13 protein-coding genes are annotated in these 15,499 nt (G+C 67.0%); 3 read left to right on the top strand and 10 right to left on the bottom strand.

Annotated elements, in window-relative coordinates; translation table 11 throughout:
* Positions 1–14 precede the first annotated feature (14 nt).
* Positions 15–434, bottom strand: coding sequence for a TonB-dependent receptor (locus NMG10_RS09805; RefSeq protein WP_254464259.1), 420 nt, complete (start codon positions 432–434; stop codon positions 15–17).
* Between the two features lie 233 nt (positions 435–667).
* Between NMG10_RS09805 and mrdA the strand changes: the two genes are divergently transcribed.
* The gene (mrdA, locus tag NMG10_RS09800; protein ID WP_254464258.1) at positions 668–2,554 is read left to right on the top strand and encodes a penicillin-binding protein 2; all 1,887 of its coding nucleotides are present in this window, start codon (positions 668–670) and stop codon (positions 2,552–2,554) included.
* Positions 2,555–2,672: 118 nt separating this feature from the next.
* On the opposite strand, the gene NMG10_RS09795 is transcribed toward mrdA, so the two are convergent.
* The 8 genes from NMG10_RS09795 to NMG10_RS09760 form a co-directional block, all read right to left on the bottom strand.
* Positions 2,673–3,434, bottom strand: coding sequence for an RHS repeat-associated core domain-containing protein (locus tag NMG10_RS09795; protein WP_254464257.1), 762 nt, complete (start codon positions 3,432–3,434; stop codon positions 2,673–2,675).
* A 170-nt stretch (positions 3,435–3,604) separates the two neighbouring features.
* A complete protein-coding gene (locus tag NMG10_RS09790; RefSeq protein ID WP_203652473.1) occupies positions 3,605–4,324 on the bottom strand; it encodes a thioesterase II family protein in 720 nt (239 codons plus the stop codon).
* Positions 4,325–4,328: 4 nt separating this feature from the next.
* Positions 4,329–4,550: an MbtH family protein gene (locus NMG10_RS09785; protein WP_003256222.1), complete on the bottom strand. Its 222-nt coding sequence runs from the start codon at positions 4,548–4,550 to the stop codon at positions 4,329–4,331.
* Between the two features lie 241 nt (positions 4,551–4,791).
* Positions 4,792–6,183 (bottom strand): efflux transporter outer membrane subunit, encoded by a 1,392-nt coding sequence (locus NMG10_RS09780; protein ID WP_254464256.1) that lies wholly within the window; start codon positions 6,181–6,183, stop codon positions 4,792–4,794.
* Positions 6,180–9,263 carry a MexW/MexI family multidrug efflux RND transporter permease subunit gene (locus NMG10_RS09775; RefSeq protein ID WP_254464255.1) on the bottom strand — a complete coding sequence of 1,028 codons (3,084 nt, stop codon included), beginning with the start codon at positions 9,261–9,263 and terminating at the stop codon, positions 6,180–6,182. The genes NMG10_RS09780 and NMG10_RS09775 overlap by 4 nt, the downstream gene beginning before the upstream one ends.
* A gap of 18 nt (positions 9,264–9,281) precedes the next feature.
* A complete protein-coding gene (locus NMG10_RS09770) occupies positions 9,282–10,376 on the bottom strand; it encodes an efflux RND transporter periplasmic adaptor subunit (protein WP_203652470.1) in 1,095 nt (364 codons plus the stop codon).
* A gap of 14 nt (positions 10,377–10,390) precedes the next feature.
* Positions 10,391–10,876, bottom strand: a complete 486-nt coding sequence (locus tag NMG10_RS09765; protein WP_203652469.1) for a DUF2165 family protein — start codon at positions 10,874–10,876, stop codon at positions 10,391–10,393.
* Between the two features lie 284 nt (positions 10,877–11,160).
* The gene (locus NMG10_RS09760) at positions 11,161–12,375 is read right to left on the bottom strand and encodes a sugar transporter (protein ID WP_203652468.1); all 1,215 of its coding nucleotides are present in this window, start codon (positions 12,373–12,375) and stop codon (positions 11,161–11,163) included.
* Positions 12,376–12,585: 210 nt separating this feature from the next.
* On the opposite strand from NMG10_RS09760, the gene NMG10_RS09755 reads away from it, so the two are divergent.
* On the top strand, positions 12,586–13,902 hold the full coding sequence (locus tag NMG10_RS09755; RefSeq protein ID WP_254464254.1) for a hypothetical protein: 1,317 nt from the start codon (positions 12,586–12,588) through the stop codon (positions 13,900–13,902).
* Between the two features lie 37 nt (positions 13,903–13,939).
* Here the strand turns inward: NMG10_RS09755 and NMG10_RS09750 are convergent, their stop codons facing one another.
* Positions 13,940–14,401, bottom strand: coding sequence for a sterol desaturase family protein (locus NMG10_RS09750; protein ID WP_186712493.1), 462 nt, complete (start codon positions 14,399–14,401; stop codon positions 13,940–13,942).
* 73 nt (positions 14,402–14,474) lie between these two features.
* Between NMG10_RS09750 and NMG10_RS09745 the strand changes: the two genes are divergently transcribed.
* On the top strand, positions 14,475–15,245 hold the full coding sequence (locus NMG10_RS09745; protein WP_232856126.1) for a class I SAM-dependent methyltransferase: 771 nt from the start codon (positions 14,475–14,477) through the stop codon (positions 15,243–15,245).
* Positions 15,246–15,499: the final 254 nt, after the last annotated feature.

Here is a 15,499-nt window from a genome sequence, read left to right as displayed (position 1 = left end):
AGCCCCGCTTGTCATCAGAACGAGGTGGTCACCGACGCATAGAACGCGCGCCCCGGCTCGTTGTAGGTGGCGGCGCCGGCGCGGGTCCCCGCCCCTTCGCGGTAAACGCGCTTGTCGAACAGGTTGCTGATACCGGCGCCGAACGACAGGTTCTTGTTCAGCGCGTAAGTGCCACCGATGCCCCAGACATGGTACGGATCAAGGGTCTTCAGCTCGTTCTGAGCCGTAACGCTGACCTCGCGGGTCGGGTTGAACCGCCGCGGCTCCTGCTTGCCGTAGTAGGTGCCTGTCAGGCTCAGCGACAGGGCCTCGGTCACCTGCCAGTCGAGTATGGTGTTGACGGTGTACTCCGGCACCACCGACAGCGGGTTGCCGTCGCTGTCCTCGATGGCGAGGATGCGCACCGGGGCATGGGAAGCAAGAGCCGACTGCATGGATTACCTTGCGAATGATAATGATTAATTGTCGCGTATTCTGACAAATCCCATCCCTTCGGCACAAATCCGATCGTTCCCAGCGTTCCATGAAGGAAACTTCATATTTGCCGCCAACCCCCTGGAAGCGGGGCCGAGCGGCGTTGCGTGGTGGCTGCGCGGCTGGGCTCGCCTTGAGCCCCCCTGCCCGCCCGCGTAGCATCGCGACCCCATTGCGTGACACCACGAAGCCCATGCCCCAGCCCATTCCCCTCAAGGACCACGAAACGGAAAAGCACCTGGTCAACCGCCGGTTGCTGGCCTGCGCCCTGCTGGTGATGAGCCTGGTGGCGGTGCTGGTGGGTCGGCTCTATGTGCTCCAGGTGCTGCAGCACGACCAGCAGAGCGCGGTGTCGGAGAACAACCGCGTGCACGTGCTGCCGATTCCACCGGAACGCGGCCTGATCTATGACCGCAACGGCGTGGTGCTGGCCGACAACAAGCCCAGCTTCAACCTGACCATGACCCGCGAGCGGGCTGGCGACCCGGCGCGGGTGCTCGACAGCCTGGCGCAGATCCTCACGCTGTCCGAGGACGACCGCCAGCAGTTCGACAAGGACCTGCGCCGCGGACGCAAGCCGTTCGAGCCGGTGACCCTGCTGGTGGGCCTGAGCGAAGAGCAGATCGCCCTGATCGCGGTCAACCAGTTCCGCCTGCCGGGGCTGGAGGTCGAGCCGCAGTTCATCCGCGAATACCCGCTGGCCGAGCACTTCGCCCATTCGGTGGGCTACGTCGGGCGCATCAACGAAAAGGAAGCCAAGGCCCTCGACAGCACCGCCTACCGCGGCACCCAGTCGATCGGCAAGACCGGTATAGAACGTTTCTACGAGAACGAACTGCACGGCCAGGTGGGCTACGAAGAAGTCGAGACCAACGCCCAGGGCCGGGTGATGCGCGTGCTCAACCACCACGACCCGGTGCCGGGCAAGGACATCGTGCTGAGCCTCGACGCCCATCTGCAGCAGGCCGCCGAGAAAGCCCTGGGCGACCGGCGCGGCGCGGTGGTGGTGCTCGACCCGGCCAACGGCGATGTGCTGGCCATGGTCAGCAACCCGGCCTTCGACCCCAACCTGTTCGTCAAGGGCATCAGCTACAGGCAGTACGCCGCCCTGCGCGATTCCATCGACCGGCCGCTGTTCAACCGCGTGCTGCGCGGGCTGTACGCCCCCGGCTCGACGGTCAAGCCCGAGGTGGCCATCGCCGGCCTCGACAGCGGCGTGATCAACCCCGCCAGCCGGGTCTTCGACCCCGGCTACTACGAGCTGCCCAACTACGACCACAAGTACCGCAACTGGAACCGCACGGGCGATGGCTGGGTGGACATGTACACGGCGATCATGCGCTCCAACGACACCTACTTCTACGACCTGGCGCACAAGCTGGGCATCGACCGCCTGCACGACTACATGGCCGAGTTCGGCCTGGGCCAGAAGGTCTCGCTGGACATGTTCGAGGAAGCCCCCGGGCTGATGCCGTCACAGGCCTGGAAGCGCGCTACCCGGCGTCAGGCCTGGTTCCCCGGCGAGACGCTGATCCTCGGCATCGGCCAGGGCTACATGCAGGTCACCCCGCTGCAACTGGCCCAGGCCACCAGCCTCTTGGCCAGCAAGGGCGCCTGGCACCGCCCGCACCTGGCGCTGACCATCGGCGGCCAGGCGCCGGTCGACCCCAACCCGATGCCGGATATCGTGCTGCACGACCGGCACGCCTGGGACCAGGTCAGCCAGGGCATGCAGATGGTCATGCACGACCCGCGCGGCATCGCCCGCGCCGCCGCCGCCGGCGCGCAGTACCGCATCGCCGGCAAGAGCGGCACGGCGCAGGTGGTGGCGATCAAGCAGGGTGAACGCTACAACCGCAACAAGACCCTCGAGCGCCACCGCGACAACGCCCTGTTCGTCGGCTTCGCACCGGCCGAGCACCCGGCGATGGTGGTGGCGGTGATGATCGAGAACGGCGAGGCCGGTGGTCGGGTGGCGGGGCCGGTGGTGCGGGAGGTGATGGATGCGTATTTGCTGGATGAGCAGGGGCATTTGAAGGCGCAGTATGCGGGGATGGTCAAGGCTGTTCCGCATACATAGGGCCGTGCCTGAATCGAGGCTTGGATACTTGGCGCAAAGTGGTAGAAAGCGGTGAGACGAAGCGTCGCCCGCGCTGCGCACCGTGAATGATTTCCTTCGCTGATATTAAATATTGACCTCAGCTTTCCCTGACCAGGGGGGTACTATCCTGCACAAAATTCACGTTTCCAATTTCGGGATCAAGCGCTTTTAAATACATACTGGCGCCCATCTTGGCTATTTCCTTGGCCCGCTTGTCCAAGGTTTTCAGAACGTCTTTCCCACCAGTCCCCTCCCTAGATATCGCTTCCTTGCGGTCAGCTATCCCCTGCATTTCATTTACGTGGAAATCGTTGACAAGGATGGGTTCGCCCTGGTTGGACTCGAACACATAAAGCTTAACCACGTCCGACGTAGCCTCGTAGGATTGCGCTTCATGCACGAGATTCACGGTATCTCCAGTGCGGTTTGAGACCTTTTGTAGGCTAGGGACATACTCTCCGCCGGGAACTGGTCCGCTGGGACGGTCGATCTTGATCTTTATCTTGTAGGTAAGCGTGTGTCCTGATGGATCGACAGCGTTCACTGGATCTCCGCTGCAATAAACGTAAGCGTTTGGCCCCCCCTCGCCAAAGGGACTCAGGCTGTCAGGTGACAAGAAGCGCATCAACATCGGGCTGTACACCCGGTAGCCATTACCAAGCAGATAATCTCTGATGTTCAGCTCTTGCATTTGGCCATTGAACCCCAGCACCGAGGGCAGTTCATTGGCAACAGGCCGAAACCCGAATGCTGTATAGGGAATTGGGAGACTGGCCTGTACTGCGTGCTGACGCAGTACCGAGCCATGCCGGTCGGTTGCCAGCAATGCAGTATTCGAGGTGATGGTCGAGTCCGGCATGAAAACTCCTGAACGAGTTGTCTATCCGTATGACTCTGCGTGCAACACAACAGGCCTGCAACTGGCAAAAATATCAGGCCTGGTCGCCGGAGAACCAGCGACCACCCCAACGCAGGGAAAACAGCTAAGCCACGTTTGAAGCAGCGCTACAACGCGCCAGCAACCACCGATCAGGCACAAAGCCGCAGCGGCTCCAGGGTCCGACAGAGCACATCGAGCACCTGGTCTTCATGCTCGTGGATGAAGAAATGCCCGCCGGGGAATTTCGCCAGCGAATGCGCACCCACGGTCTCCCGCCCCCAGGCCTGCAACTGTTCGTCACTGGCGCGGTCATCCTCGCCGGCAAGTACGTGCAGCGGGCATTGCAACGGCTGGCGCTGCTGGTAGGCGTAGCGGCCGCAGAGCAGGAAGTCCGCCTGCACGATCGGCAGGGTCAGGCTCATCAGCTCCTGGTTGGCCAGTACTTCCTCGGGGGTGCCGCCCAGCTTGCGCAGTTCGGCGATCAGCTCGGCGTCGCCACGGGGTTCGGTCCACTTGCCGCCGGCGTAGTCCTCGCGGCGGGTCGGCGCCGCGGTGCCACTGGCGAACAACGCCAGCGGCGGTGGACAGCCCAGCGCCCGCAGCTCGTGGGCCAGCTCGAAGGCGACCAGCGCCCCCAGGCTGTGCCCGAGCAGGGCGTAGGGTGCCTGGGTGGCGGCGCGCTGCTCATGGGCCAACTGCCGGGCCAGGCCGCGCAGGTCGGTGTGCAGGTCATCGCCCATGCGCGCGCCGCGACCGGGCAGTTCCACCGGGCGCACCTGCAGCCAGGCCGGCAACTTGCGTCGCCAGCGGCTGTAGACCATGGCGCTGGCGCCGGAGTACGGCAGGCACAGCAGGTTCAGGCTCGACACCGGCTTACTGCGCCGCGGCTTCGGCCATCTTCTGGCGCAGGCTCAGTGGGCGCATGTCGGTCCAGACTTCATCGATGTAGGCCAGGCAGTCCTTCTTCAGGCCGCTCTTGCCCACCGCGCGCCAGCCGTTGGGGATCGCCTTGTAGTCGGGCCAGATGGAATACTGCTCTTCGTGGTTGACCACTACCTGGAACTGGATATCGTCGCGGTCGAAAACGGAAGTCATTGCCTGTCTCCTTGAATGATGAGTGCCGAACGCGCCGGGCGCAGGGCGGCTTCCATGAAAACGAAGGACGCTTGGGGAAAATTAGGGGCGCTCGACGATAGCATTGCGCGGCGCTCAAGATCGAGCGCCGCCCGCGCGGCGCATCGCGGATGAATCCGCTCCTACATCTGTTGCAACGTGGCCATGCCTGACAGGCCATGGTTGCCAGCCCTGTTAGTACGACATGCATGACCGATAGGTGCTACTGCGCCGCACTCCCCCACCCCAACGCCTTGTACAGCGCAATCGCATCCAGGTACGAGGCCGTCTCCGCCTCGGCCACCTCGCGCTTGATCGAGAACAGCGCACGCTGGTTCTCCAGCACCGCCAGGTAGGTCCCCGCGCCGCGCCGGTAGCGCTTGTTGGCAATGTCGATGGCCTCGCTGCCGTGGCCGGCGGAGGCCACCAGGCTTTGCAGCCGTGCCTGGTTGCGCACCAGTTGCGTCACCGCGTTTTCCACCTCTTCGCGAGCCAGCAGCACGGCCTGCTGGTAGCGTGCCTGGCTGCCCTCGGCCAGCGCCTCGCGCACCCGCAGGCGGGCCCGGGCGTTGCCCAGGCGCAGCGCCGGCCAGGTCACCACCGGCGCCAGCTCGTAGGCACGGCCGGCACTGCCCAGGTCGCCGCTGCGCAGGGCGAAGAAGCCGATGAAGCCGCCCAGGTCCAGGCGCGGGTAGAGCTCGGCGGTGGCCGCGCCGACGTCCTCGGTGCTGGCTGCCAGCTCACGCTCGGCGCTGACAACATCGGGGCGCTGGCCGATCAGCGCGTCGACATCGCCCAACGGCAACTGGCGCGCCAACGGCGGCAGGAACGGCGCGGCGCCCTGCTCCTGGCTGCCCGGCACCTGTCCGGTCAGCACGTCGAGGCGGTAGCTGGCCTGCTGGATCGCCGCCTGCAACGGCGGCACCGCCGCCTCGCTGAGCAACAGGTTGGCGTGGGCGTTCTGCTGGTCTTCGTACTGGCCACTGCCGGCGCGCACCTGGGCGCTGGTCAGTTGCAGGGTCTCGCGCCAGGCCTCGACCTGGTCCTCGGCCACGGTCAGGCTGCGTTTGAGCCCAAGCTGGAGGTAGTAGTTGCGGGCCACCTCCGCGGCGATACTCAGCCGCGCCTGGCGCAGGTCTGCCGCCGCCGCGTCGGCGCGAGCCTCGGCGGCGTCGGTCAGGCGCTGCAGGCGACCGAACAGGTCGATCTCCCACTGCACGTCGAAACCGGCGCGGTACTGCTCGGTGCGCATGCGTCGCGGGTCGCTGCCATCGGCCGGTTGCTGCTCCAGGCTCTGGTTGTAGCCGGCGCGGGCAGTGACCCAGGGATAGCGGTCGAGGCTGCGGTCGTCGAACAGCGCCCGCGCCGCCAGCAGGTTGGCGTGGGCCTGGCGGATGTCGTGGTTGTTGGCCAGGGCCTGGTCGACCAGGCGCACCAACTGCGGGTCATCGAAGAACCGCCACCACTGCGCCGGCAACTCGCCACGGGCGGCGAAGGCCGCGCGCTGCGGGCTGTGCACGCCAGTGGCCAGTACCTCGGCCTTCTGGTAGTCGGGGCCGACGCTGCACGCAGTCAAGGCCAGGGCCATCAGGGAAACGACGAATACAGGCTTCATGGCTGGCCCTCCAGGGTTTCGGCCAACGACCGTGCCCGCGCCGAATGCGCGGTGCTGGCATGGTCACGGGCCAGCAGGCTGTAGATGGTCGGCAGCACGAACAAGGTGAACAAGGTCCCCACCAGCATCCCGGTGACGATCACCACGCCCAGCCCGAACCGGCTGGCGGCGCCGGCGCCCGAGGCGAACAGCAGCGGGATCAGCCCCACCACCATGGCCGCCGTGGTCATCAGGATCGGCCGCAGGCGGATCTGCGCCGCCTTGCCGATCGCCGTGCGCCGGTCCAGGTGCTGCTCGGCCTGCAGGGTGTTGGCGAACTCGACCATGAGGATGCCATGCTTGCTGATCAGCCCGATCAGCGTCACCAGGCCGATCTGCGTGTAGATGTTCACCGTGGCCACCCCCAGCGCCAGGGGCAGCAGCGCGCCGCTGATCGACAGCGGCACGGTGATCAGGATGATCAGCGGATCGACCAGGCTCTCGTACTGCGCCGCCAGCACCAGGTAGATCACCACCACGGCGGCGAGGAAGGCCAGCATCAGGGCGTTGCCCTCCTGCTGGTACTGGCGGGCGTCGGACTGCCAGTCGATGCTGAAGCCAACGGGCAATTCAGCCGCGACCTGTTCGAGGAAGGCCACGGTGTCGCCCAGGGTGACCCCGGCCGCCGGGATGCCCTGGAAGGTCGCCGCGTTCTGCTGGTTGAACTGGGTCAGGCGGTTGGGCTCGACCTGCTCGCTGACCTGCACCACGGTGGACAGCGGCACCAGCCGGCCCTCCTCGCTGCGCACGTACTGTCGGGTCAGGGCCTGCGGGGTCAGGCGCTGGTCACGCGGGCTCTGGGCGATGACGTCGTAGGAACGGCCGTCGAGGCCGAAACGGTTGAGGTAGTTCTCCCCCACCAGCACCGCCAGCGACTCGCCGATGTCCTGCATGCGGATACCCATGCTGTTGGCCTTGGCCCGGTCGACCCGCACCTGCACCACCGGGTTGTTGTAGTCCAGGTCGCTGTCGACCACGGCGAACAGGCCGCTCTGCCGGGCCTTGGCCTTGACCTGCTCCATGGTGTCGAACAGCACCCGGTAGTCCTGGGAGCTGCGCAACACCATCTGCACCGGCAGTCCACCGGTGGAGCCCGGCAGCGCCGGCAGCTGGAAGGCGAAGATGCTGGTGCCCTCGACATCGTTGACCGCCGCCTGCAGGTCGAGCTGGATCTGCGAGGCGTTGCGCGCGCGCTCGTCCCACGGTTGCAGGTTGATGCCGCCGATGCCCGAGGCGATGCCGTCGCTGCCGTTGATGATCCAGGTGCTGACGGTCTCCGGCAGGGTGCGGTAGACCGCGTCGAGCTTGTCGGCAAAACGTTCGACATAGGCCAGGTTGGCATGCTGCGGCGCCTTGATCGCGGTGAGCAGCCCGGCCTGGTCCTCGGTCGGCGCCAGCTCGCGCTGCGGCAGGCTGTACAGCAGCGGCAGGCTGACCATCACCAGCAAGGCGAAGCCGACGCTGATCCAGCGATGTTTCAGTGAGAACCCCAGCACATGGGCATAGCGCTCGGCCAGCCAGTCGAAGAAGCGGTTGGCGGCATGGGCCATGCGCCCCTCGGACTGGCGCGCATCGAGCAGGAACGAGCTCATCACCGGCGACAGGGTCAGCGCCACCACGCCGGAGACCACCACCGCGCCGGCCAGGGTCAGGGCGAACTCGCGGAACAGCGCGCCGGTCAGCCCGCCCATCATGCCGATCGGCGCGTACACCGCGGCCAGGGTGATGGTCATGGCGATCACCGGCCCGGCCACCTCGCGGGCTCCGATCAACGCCGCCGCCACCGGCGTGCGCCCCTCCTCGATATGGCGGTGGACGTTCTCCACCACGACGATGGCATCGTCCACCACCAGCCCCACGGCCAGCACCATGGCCAGCAGGGTGAGCAGGTTGATGCTGAAGCCGAACACCAGCATCAGCGCCGCCGCGCCAAGCATCGACAGGGGAATGGTCACCACCGGGATCAGCACCGTGCGCAGCGAACCCAGGCACAGGTAGATGACCACCACCACGATCGCCAGGGCTTCGAGCAAGGTCTTGGTGACCTCGTCGATGGAGGCTTGGATGAAGCGCGCCGTCTCGAAGGCAAGCTCGGCCTTGACGTCCGGCGGCAGGGTCTGGCGAATCTGCGGCAGCAGCTGGCGGATGCCCTCGACGATCACCAGCGGGTTGCCGCCCGGGGTGGCGAACAGGCCCAGGTGCACCGCCGGCACGCCGTCCATGCTGGCGCTGGTTTCGGCCGAGGCGGCGCCGAGTTCGACGGTGCCGATGTCACGGATGCGCACCAGGCCATTGCCGTCGTTGCGGATCACCAGCTCACGGAAGTCGCCGACCGAGGTCAGGTCGGTGTCGACGCGGATATTGGCAATCACATATTGGCCCTTCACCTTGCCGGGCGCCGCCTGATAGTTGTTGCGCCGTACCGCCTCGGCCACGTCGGCGGCGGTCAGGCCCCGGGCGGCCAGGCGCGCCGGGTCGATCCACAGGCGCATCGACAGGGTCTGGCCGCCGAACACCTGGACCTTGGCCACGCCCTCGATGGTGCTGAGCAAGGGCTCGACCACCCGCGTGAGGTAGTCGGTCATGGCCGGGATCGGCAGGCTCGGGCTGGCGAAGCCGATATAGGCCACCGCCGTGGACTCGCCGGCCGAGCGCTCGATCACCGGGTCATAGGCGCGCTCCGGCAGGCGGTAACGCACCTGGTTGACCTTGGCCATCACCTCGGTCAGCGCCTGGGTCGAGTCGCGGTTGAGCTCCATGCGCACGGTCACCAGGCTGCGGCCCTGGACCGAGGAGGACGACAGGTAGTCGATGCCTTCCACCGACGACACCGCCTGGGCGATCGGCTGGGTGACGAAGCCCTGCATCAGCTCGGCCGGGGCGCCGGGGTATTCAGTGGTCACGGTGATGGTCGAGCTTTCCAGCAGCGGGTACTGGCGGATCGGCAACTGCAGCAGCGACAGCAGCCCAAGCAACAGGATCAGGGTGCTGACCACCAGCGCCAGCACAGGCCGGCGCACGAACAGGTCGGTGAATGTCATGGCATGTTCTCGCTGGGGTCAGGCGCCGCTGGCCGGGGCCTGCAGGGTGTCTTCGGTGGCTTGCACGGCGGTACCGTCGCTCAGGCGCAACTGCCCGGATACCACCACCTGGTCGTCCTCGTTCAGACCCTGCTCGATCACCACACGGCCGGCCTGGCGCTCGCCGGTGCGCACCGCCACCCGCTGCACCACCAGGGCATCGGCGGCGTCATCGCGGCGGGCGACGAACACCGTGTCGCCATAGGCGGTGTAGGCCACCGCGGTTTCCGGCACGGTCAGCACCTGGCCGTCATCGGGGCTGGCCACCTGCACGCTGGCGTACATGCCGGCCGCAAGGCGCGCATCAGGTTTGGCCAGGGTGGCCTGGACCTGCACCGTGCGCGACCGCCCGATCAGCGGGTCGATGGCCGTGATATGGGCGGTGAACGGCGTGTCGGGGAAGGCGTCCAGGCGCACCTCGACCGGCTGGCCGGGGCGCAGCTGGGCGCTCAACTGCTCTTCGAGGGAGAAGTTGACGTACAGGCTGCGGGTGTCGATCAGGCTGACTACCGGATCGCCGACATTGAGGTACTGCCCCTGGTTCACCCGGCGGATGCCCAGGCGCCCGTCGAACGGTGCGCGCACCGCCTTCTGGGCGATCACCGCCTCGGTGCGGGCCAGCTCGCCCTGGGCCATGTCGCGGGCCGCCAGGGCATTGTCCAGCTGTTCCTGGGTGGCAGCGTTCTCGCGCAGCAGGTCCTTGACCCGCCGGTGGTTGGTCCGCGCATTGTCCAGCTGGGCCTTCAGGCGCAGGCGCTCGGCCTGCTCCGGGGCATCGTTGAGGGTGACCAGCACATCGCCCTTGCGCACCTGCTGGCCGGATGTGAAGTTGATCGCCGTCACCCGTCCGCCGATTTCGGCCGAGACCAGCACCTGGTGTACCGCCTCCAGCTCGCCGACGCCGGCGAAGGCGCGTTTTTGCGGTGCTTTCTGCACCGTGGCCAGGGCCACCTTGACCAGGTGCCGCGCCGGTGTCGCCGTGGCCTGGGCCTGGCCGGTGTGGCGCCAGGCCAGACCGCCGGCGGTGACCAGCGCCAGTACCAGGGCGCTGCCAAGTATCGTCTTGCTATTCATCGCGCGTCCTCGCCTCAGGCCCAGTTCAGGTTGAACAGGAAGAACGCCAGGATCGCCCACAGCACCAGCACCAGATGGGTGAGCTGCAGGCCTTCCTGGCGAATCCAGTAGCCGAACCACAGGCCACCGAGCAGCATGGCGAAGGTGAAGGCTAGGAACGCGGCGAGCGCCAGGTTCAGCCAGGCGCGGGCCATGAGCGGATCCTGGGCGATGATCAGCCCGTAGCAGCCGACCCAGGCCGCCAGGCTGGCGACGATCTGCAGCAGCAGGATCACCAGCAGCGCGGCGCGGGCCAGGCCGGCCGACTGGCAGGCCCGGCGCAGCAGGGGGAAGTCGATGGCCGGCGGTTGGCGCAGCGGCGCCATGGCCAGGGTGGCGCCGATGGCGCCGACGGAACTGGCGAAAGCCTGCAGGTTGTTCAATACCGCGATGCTCAGCCATAACGCCAGGCCCACGGCCTGGATGGCCTGGAACAGCCACAGGGAGGTGTGCAAATCCATATCAACGTCCGTATTGATGGCCTGGCCAGGGGGAACAGGCAATTACACAAGAAAACGCTTGGATATTAGTGGCAGCCTTGCCGATGCACAAGCGCCCCTATTACAGGGGCGCTGGTTGCCAGGGGGATTGATGCGGATCAGTCGGGAGAGATTCCCAGGGGTGGAGGTGCCGGGAAGCGGGTTTTTTCTGTAGGAGCGGCTTTAGCCGCGATGCAGGCAACGCGGAGCCTGGCACCCGCTTCGCGGGTGATCGCGGCTAAAGCCGCTCCTGCAGAGGTCGCGGTTCAGGCCTGGCCGGGAACTCGCGTCAGGGCCTCGCGAAAGCGTTGGGTGCTGGCCAACGCCAGCACCAGGCCAACGACGGCGACGCCGCCACCGACCAGGCCGATATGCGCCACGCCCAGCTGGCTGCTGACGATGCTGCCCAGCAGCGCGCCGCCGCCGATGCCGATGTTGTAGATCCCCGAGAACAACGCCATGGCCACGTCGGTGGCGTCCGAGGCGAGCTTGAGGGTCTTGGACTGCAGGGCCAGGCTGAAGCTCAGGATCGCCACGCCCCAGACCATGTTCAGGGCGGCGAACACCTGGAAATTGCCCGACAGCGGCAACAGCAACAGCAGGCACGCGGCAAGCGCGCCGATGGCGCCCACCAGGAAGCCATGGGGGAAGCGCTCGCTGTAGCGGCTGAACAGCACCGAGCCGAACACGCCGGCACCACCGTACAGCAACAACAGCAACGTGGTGTGTTCACCACTGATCTGCGCCACGTGCAGGGCGAACGGCTCGATGTAGCTGTAGGCGGTGAACTGCGCGGTGATCACCAGCGTCACCAGCACGTAGGTGATCACCAGCGCCGGGCGCTTGAACAGGATAGGCAAGCTGCGCAGCGAGCCGGAGTTCTGGCTCGGCAGCAGCGGCAGCGACTTCATCAGGCACAGCATGGTCGCCAGCGCCACCCCGGCAATGCACAGGAAGGTAATGCGCCAGCCCAGCGCCTCGCCCACCACCCGCCCCAGCGGGATGCCCATGACCATCGCCAGAGTGGTGCCGGTGGCCAAAAGGCCCAGCGCCTTGGCCTGCTGGCCGGGCGGCGCCACGCGCACCGCCAGCGACGCAGTGATGGCCCAGAACACCGCGTGGGCCAGGGCGATGCCGATACGGCTGACCAGCAGCATGGCGAAGCTCTGCGACAACCACGACAACAGGTGGCTGGCGATGAACACCAGGAACACGATCAGCAGCAGGCGCCGCCGCTCGATGTTGCGGGTCATCAGCATCATCGGCAGCGACGCCAGCGCCACCACCCAGGCATAGATGGTCAGCATCAGGCCGACCTGCGCGGTGGTCATCTCGAAGCTGCGGCCGATATCGCTGAGCAGCGCCACCGGGACGAACTCGGTGGTGTTGAAGATGAACGCCGCAAGGGCCAGGGCGATGACGCTCAGCCAGCTGCCGTTGCCGGCTGTGGGGGGCATTGAGGTGGGTACGGGTCCATTCATGTGATGAGGTTTTTCTCCGCGGGCAAGGCAACAGGACGCACATCGCCTGCCCAGGTGCCAGGCCGGTGACGCACGTTTGATTATTGGAAGGATGCCCAGCATGGTACGCATCAAGCCCGGCCCTCACAACCTCGGGTGCGGACGGAGTACCATGCACCCTTTTGTGGCATCGCCACCCCCCCCCTGCGGAACAAGGAGTTCGATCCGCCCATGGACAAGCAGCACCCCCAGCAGCAGTGGCGCGAGGCGGTCATCGCCTACGCCGAGGCCATCAACCGCTATGTCGCGCAGGGCCGTGCGCAAGGCTGGGACGATCTGGAAGAGCCGCAGGCAGCGGCCACCGAACACCTGCTCGACGCCTGGCTGGCGGCGCTGCGGGCCATCAACCGGCCCGGCGTCGACCCGGCACAGCGCCAGCTGTTCCGCGAGGCCTGGCCGCCGGCGCACCTGCCACTGGTGCCCTTGTTCGAGGAACAGGCCCAGGGCATCGGCAGCCTGCTGCTGCTCGACGACGGCAGCCTGCTGGCGCGCATCGGCATGCCGTTCGACCGGGGGCAGGTGCTGCGCATCGACGACCAGGGCGTCACCCCGGTGATCGGCGTCGAGCATTTCGGCCGCTGCCCGCAACGGCGCTACTACGCCCTGGCCAATGCCGAAGGGGTGCGCGTGACCGATGGCTGGGGCGGCCCGCAGGTGGCCAGGCTGGCCTGGCCCCATGGCCTGGAAGGGTTGCCCGCCGGCTACCCGTTCGACCCCCTCGACCTGCCGCCGATACCCACCGCGCTGCTGCCCTTCCCCGATGGCCAGCGGGTCCTGCTGGTCAGCAGCGACGGCATCTTCGTGCTCGCCGCCAGCGGTGCCACGCGCCTGTTGCCGCGGCAGGCGGACATTCTCGATGAACTGCGCCAGGGCACCGATCCGGACGACATCGTCCTGGGCCTGGCCATGGAGCATGCCGCGCTGTCACCGGATGGCCGGCTGATCGCCCTGGGCGAGCAATGCGGCCGACACCTGGTGCTCGACGAGCAGTTCAAGCCCATCGCCGAAGTGGGCCCGGCCAGCGAATACCCGCACTTCGCCCTGTTCAACCGGCGTGGCGACCAGCTGATCCTCAACGCCTGCCACTTCTACCGGGGCGGCACCGTCGGCGTGCGGGTGACCGACCTGCCGGGGCTGGATACCGGTTTCTACAGCGAGGACCCGCGCACGCCGCTGTTGCAGGACGGCGCACGGATCTACGCCGGCGTGGCCCGTGAAAGCGAGTACATCGTCGGCGACGCCCATGGCTACCTGCGCGCCTTCGGCGAGGACGGCAGCGAGCACTGGCAGCACTACCTCGGCTCGACCATCAGCGCCATGGACATCAGCGCCGATGGCCGCACCCTGGCGGTGGCCAGCCATGCCGGTTTCATTTCACTGATCGCCCTGGACAGCGGCAGGCCGCAATGGCAGATCGGCACCGGGGCGCATGGCGAGGTGAGGCGCTGGTTGTGCTGGAAGGGATTCGAGCATCCGCTGGCCTGGTAGGCCGGCGGCGCCTGAAGGTCGGGGAGAGGCGTGAAGCTCAGCCCCGCCGCCGCTTCAGCTGTTGCTTCAACACCCGCAAGGGCGGCGCGTAGAAGAAGCCGAACGAAACGCTGCCCTGGCGCCCCTTCACCGCATGGTGCAGGCGATGCGCCCGATACAGGCGCCTGAGGTAGCGGTTGACCGGTTTCGGTGCTCGCGGCCAGTGCCGGTGGAAAAAGCCATCGTGGGCCAGCACATAGGCTACGCCATACCCCGCTACCCCAGCGCCAACCCATTGCAACGGTGCATGCCCGGCCTTGCCCAGGGCCACCAGCGCCGTGGCGATCAGGCCCAGGGCCAGCAGGTAGAGGTCGTTGGTCTCCAGCATGCCCAGCTGCGGCTCATGGTGCGAGCGGTGCAGCCACCAGCCCCAGCCGTGCATGACATACTTGTGGGCCAGCGTGCCGACGCCCTCCATGGCCACCAGGGTGCCGAACAGCACGGCGAGATTGAACAACATGGATCGGTCCGGGGGGTTGGCAACGAAAGGCGCAAGGGTACCATTGCCGCCAGGTCATTCGGAGGGATTTTCCATGAAGGATGTGCACGTCTCAGCCAGCACCGGCTACACCCGCCAGTCGAGCAACTACGAGCAGGGCCGGCCCGACTATCCCAGCGCCTTGCAGGGCTGGCTGCGCGACACCCTGGGCATCGGCGCCGGCACCCCGGTCCTCGACCTGGGCGCTGGCACCGGCAAGTTCACCCGCCTGCTCGCCGCGTTGGCGCCGCGCCTGACGGCGGTGGAGCCGGTGGCCGCCATGCGCGAGCGATTCAGCGAGCGGCTGCCCGAGGTCCCGGTGCTCGAAGGCACCGCCCAGCACATCCCGCTGGCCGACGCCAGCCAGCAGGTGCTGGTCTGCGCCCAGGCCTTCCACTGGTTCGCCGACGCCGCTGCCCTGCGCGAAATGCACCGGGTGCTGGCGCCGGGCGGCCGCCTGGGGCTGATCTGGAACGTGCGTGACGAAGCGGTGGACTGGGTGGCGCGGATCACCGAGATCATCACCCCCTACGAGGGCGACACCCCACGCTTTCACACCGGTCGCTGGCGCGACGCCTTCGCGGGCAGCCGCTTCAGCGCGCCGCAACTGACCACCCTGCCCCACGTCCATCAAGGCAGCCCGCAGACGGTGATCCTCGAACGCCTGCGCTCGGTCAGCTTCATCGCCGCCCTGCCCCAGGCCGAACAGGACAGGGTCATGGCCCGGTTGCAGGAGCTGATCGACAACCACCCGGACCTCAAGGGCCGCGAGCGCATCGCCTTCCCCTACCGGACCCAGGCCTACGTCTGCCAGCGCCTGGCGTAACGCAATTGTCATGATTCACGCCTTGACCCTGCGCGGGTCGAGGCGTATGGTCCGCCGCGCACTCAAGCATCCCCCACACAGGAGTCCACTGCATTGGACAGTAGCCCCAGTCGATTGCGACAGGCCCACACGGCGAGCTAGTCCGGCAGCGTTCCTGCCACTGTCTCGCCGCACACGGTAGACGGTGGTTCCCTTCGGCCCTGCGGGGCTGAACATTCCTCCTTCCTTTCCTGCCCTGCCACCTGGCATGGCGC

The sequence above is a fragment of the Pseudomonas sp. DVZ6 genome, from assembly GCF_024259445.1.
Classification (GTDB): Bacteria; Pseudomonadota; Gammaproteobacteria; order Pseudomonadales; family Pseudomonadaceae; genus Aquipseudomonas; species Aquipseudomonas peradeniyensis.
The sequence above is the reverse complement of the archived record's forward strand: the minus strand, read 5'-3'. Positions and strand labels throughout refer to the sequence as shown.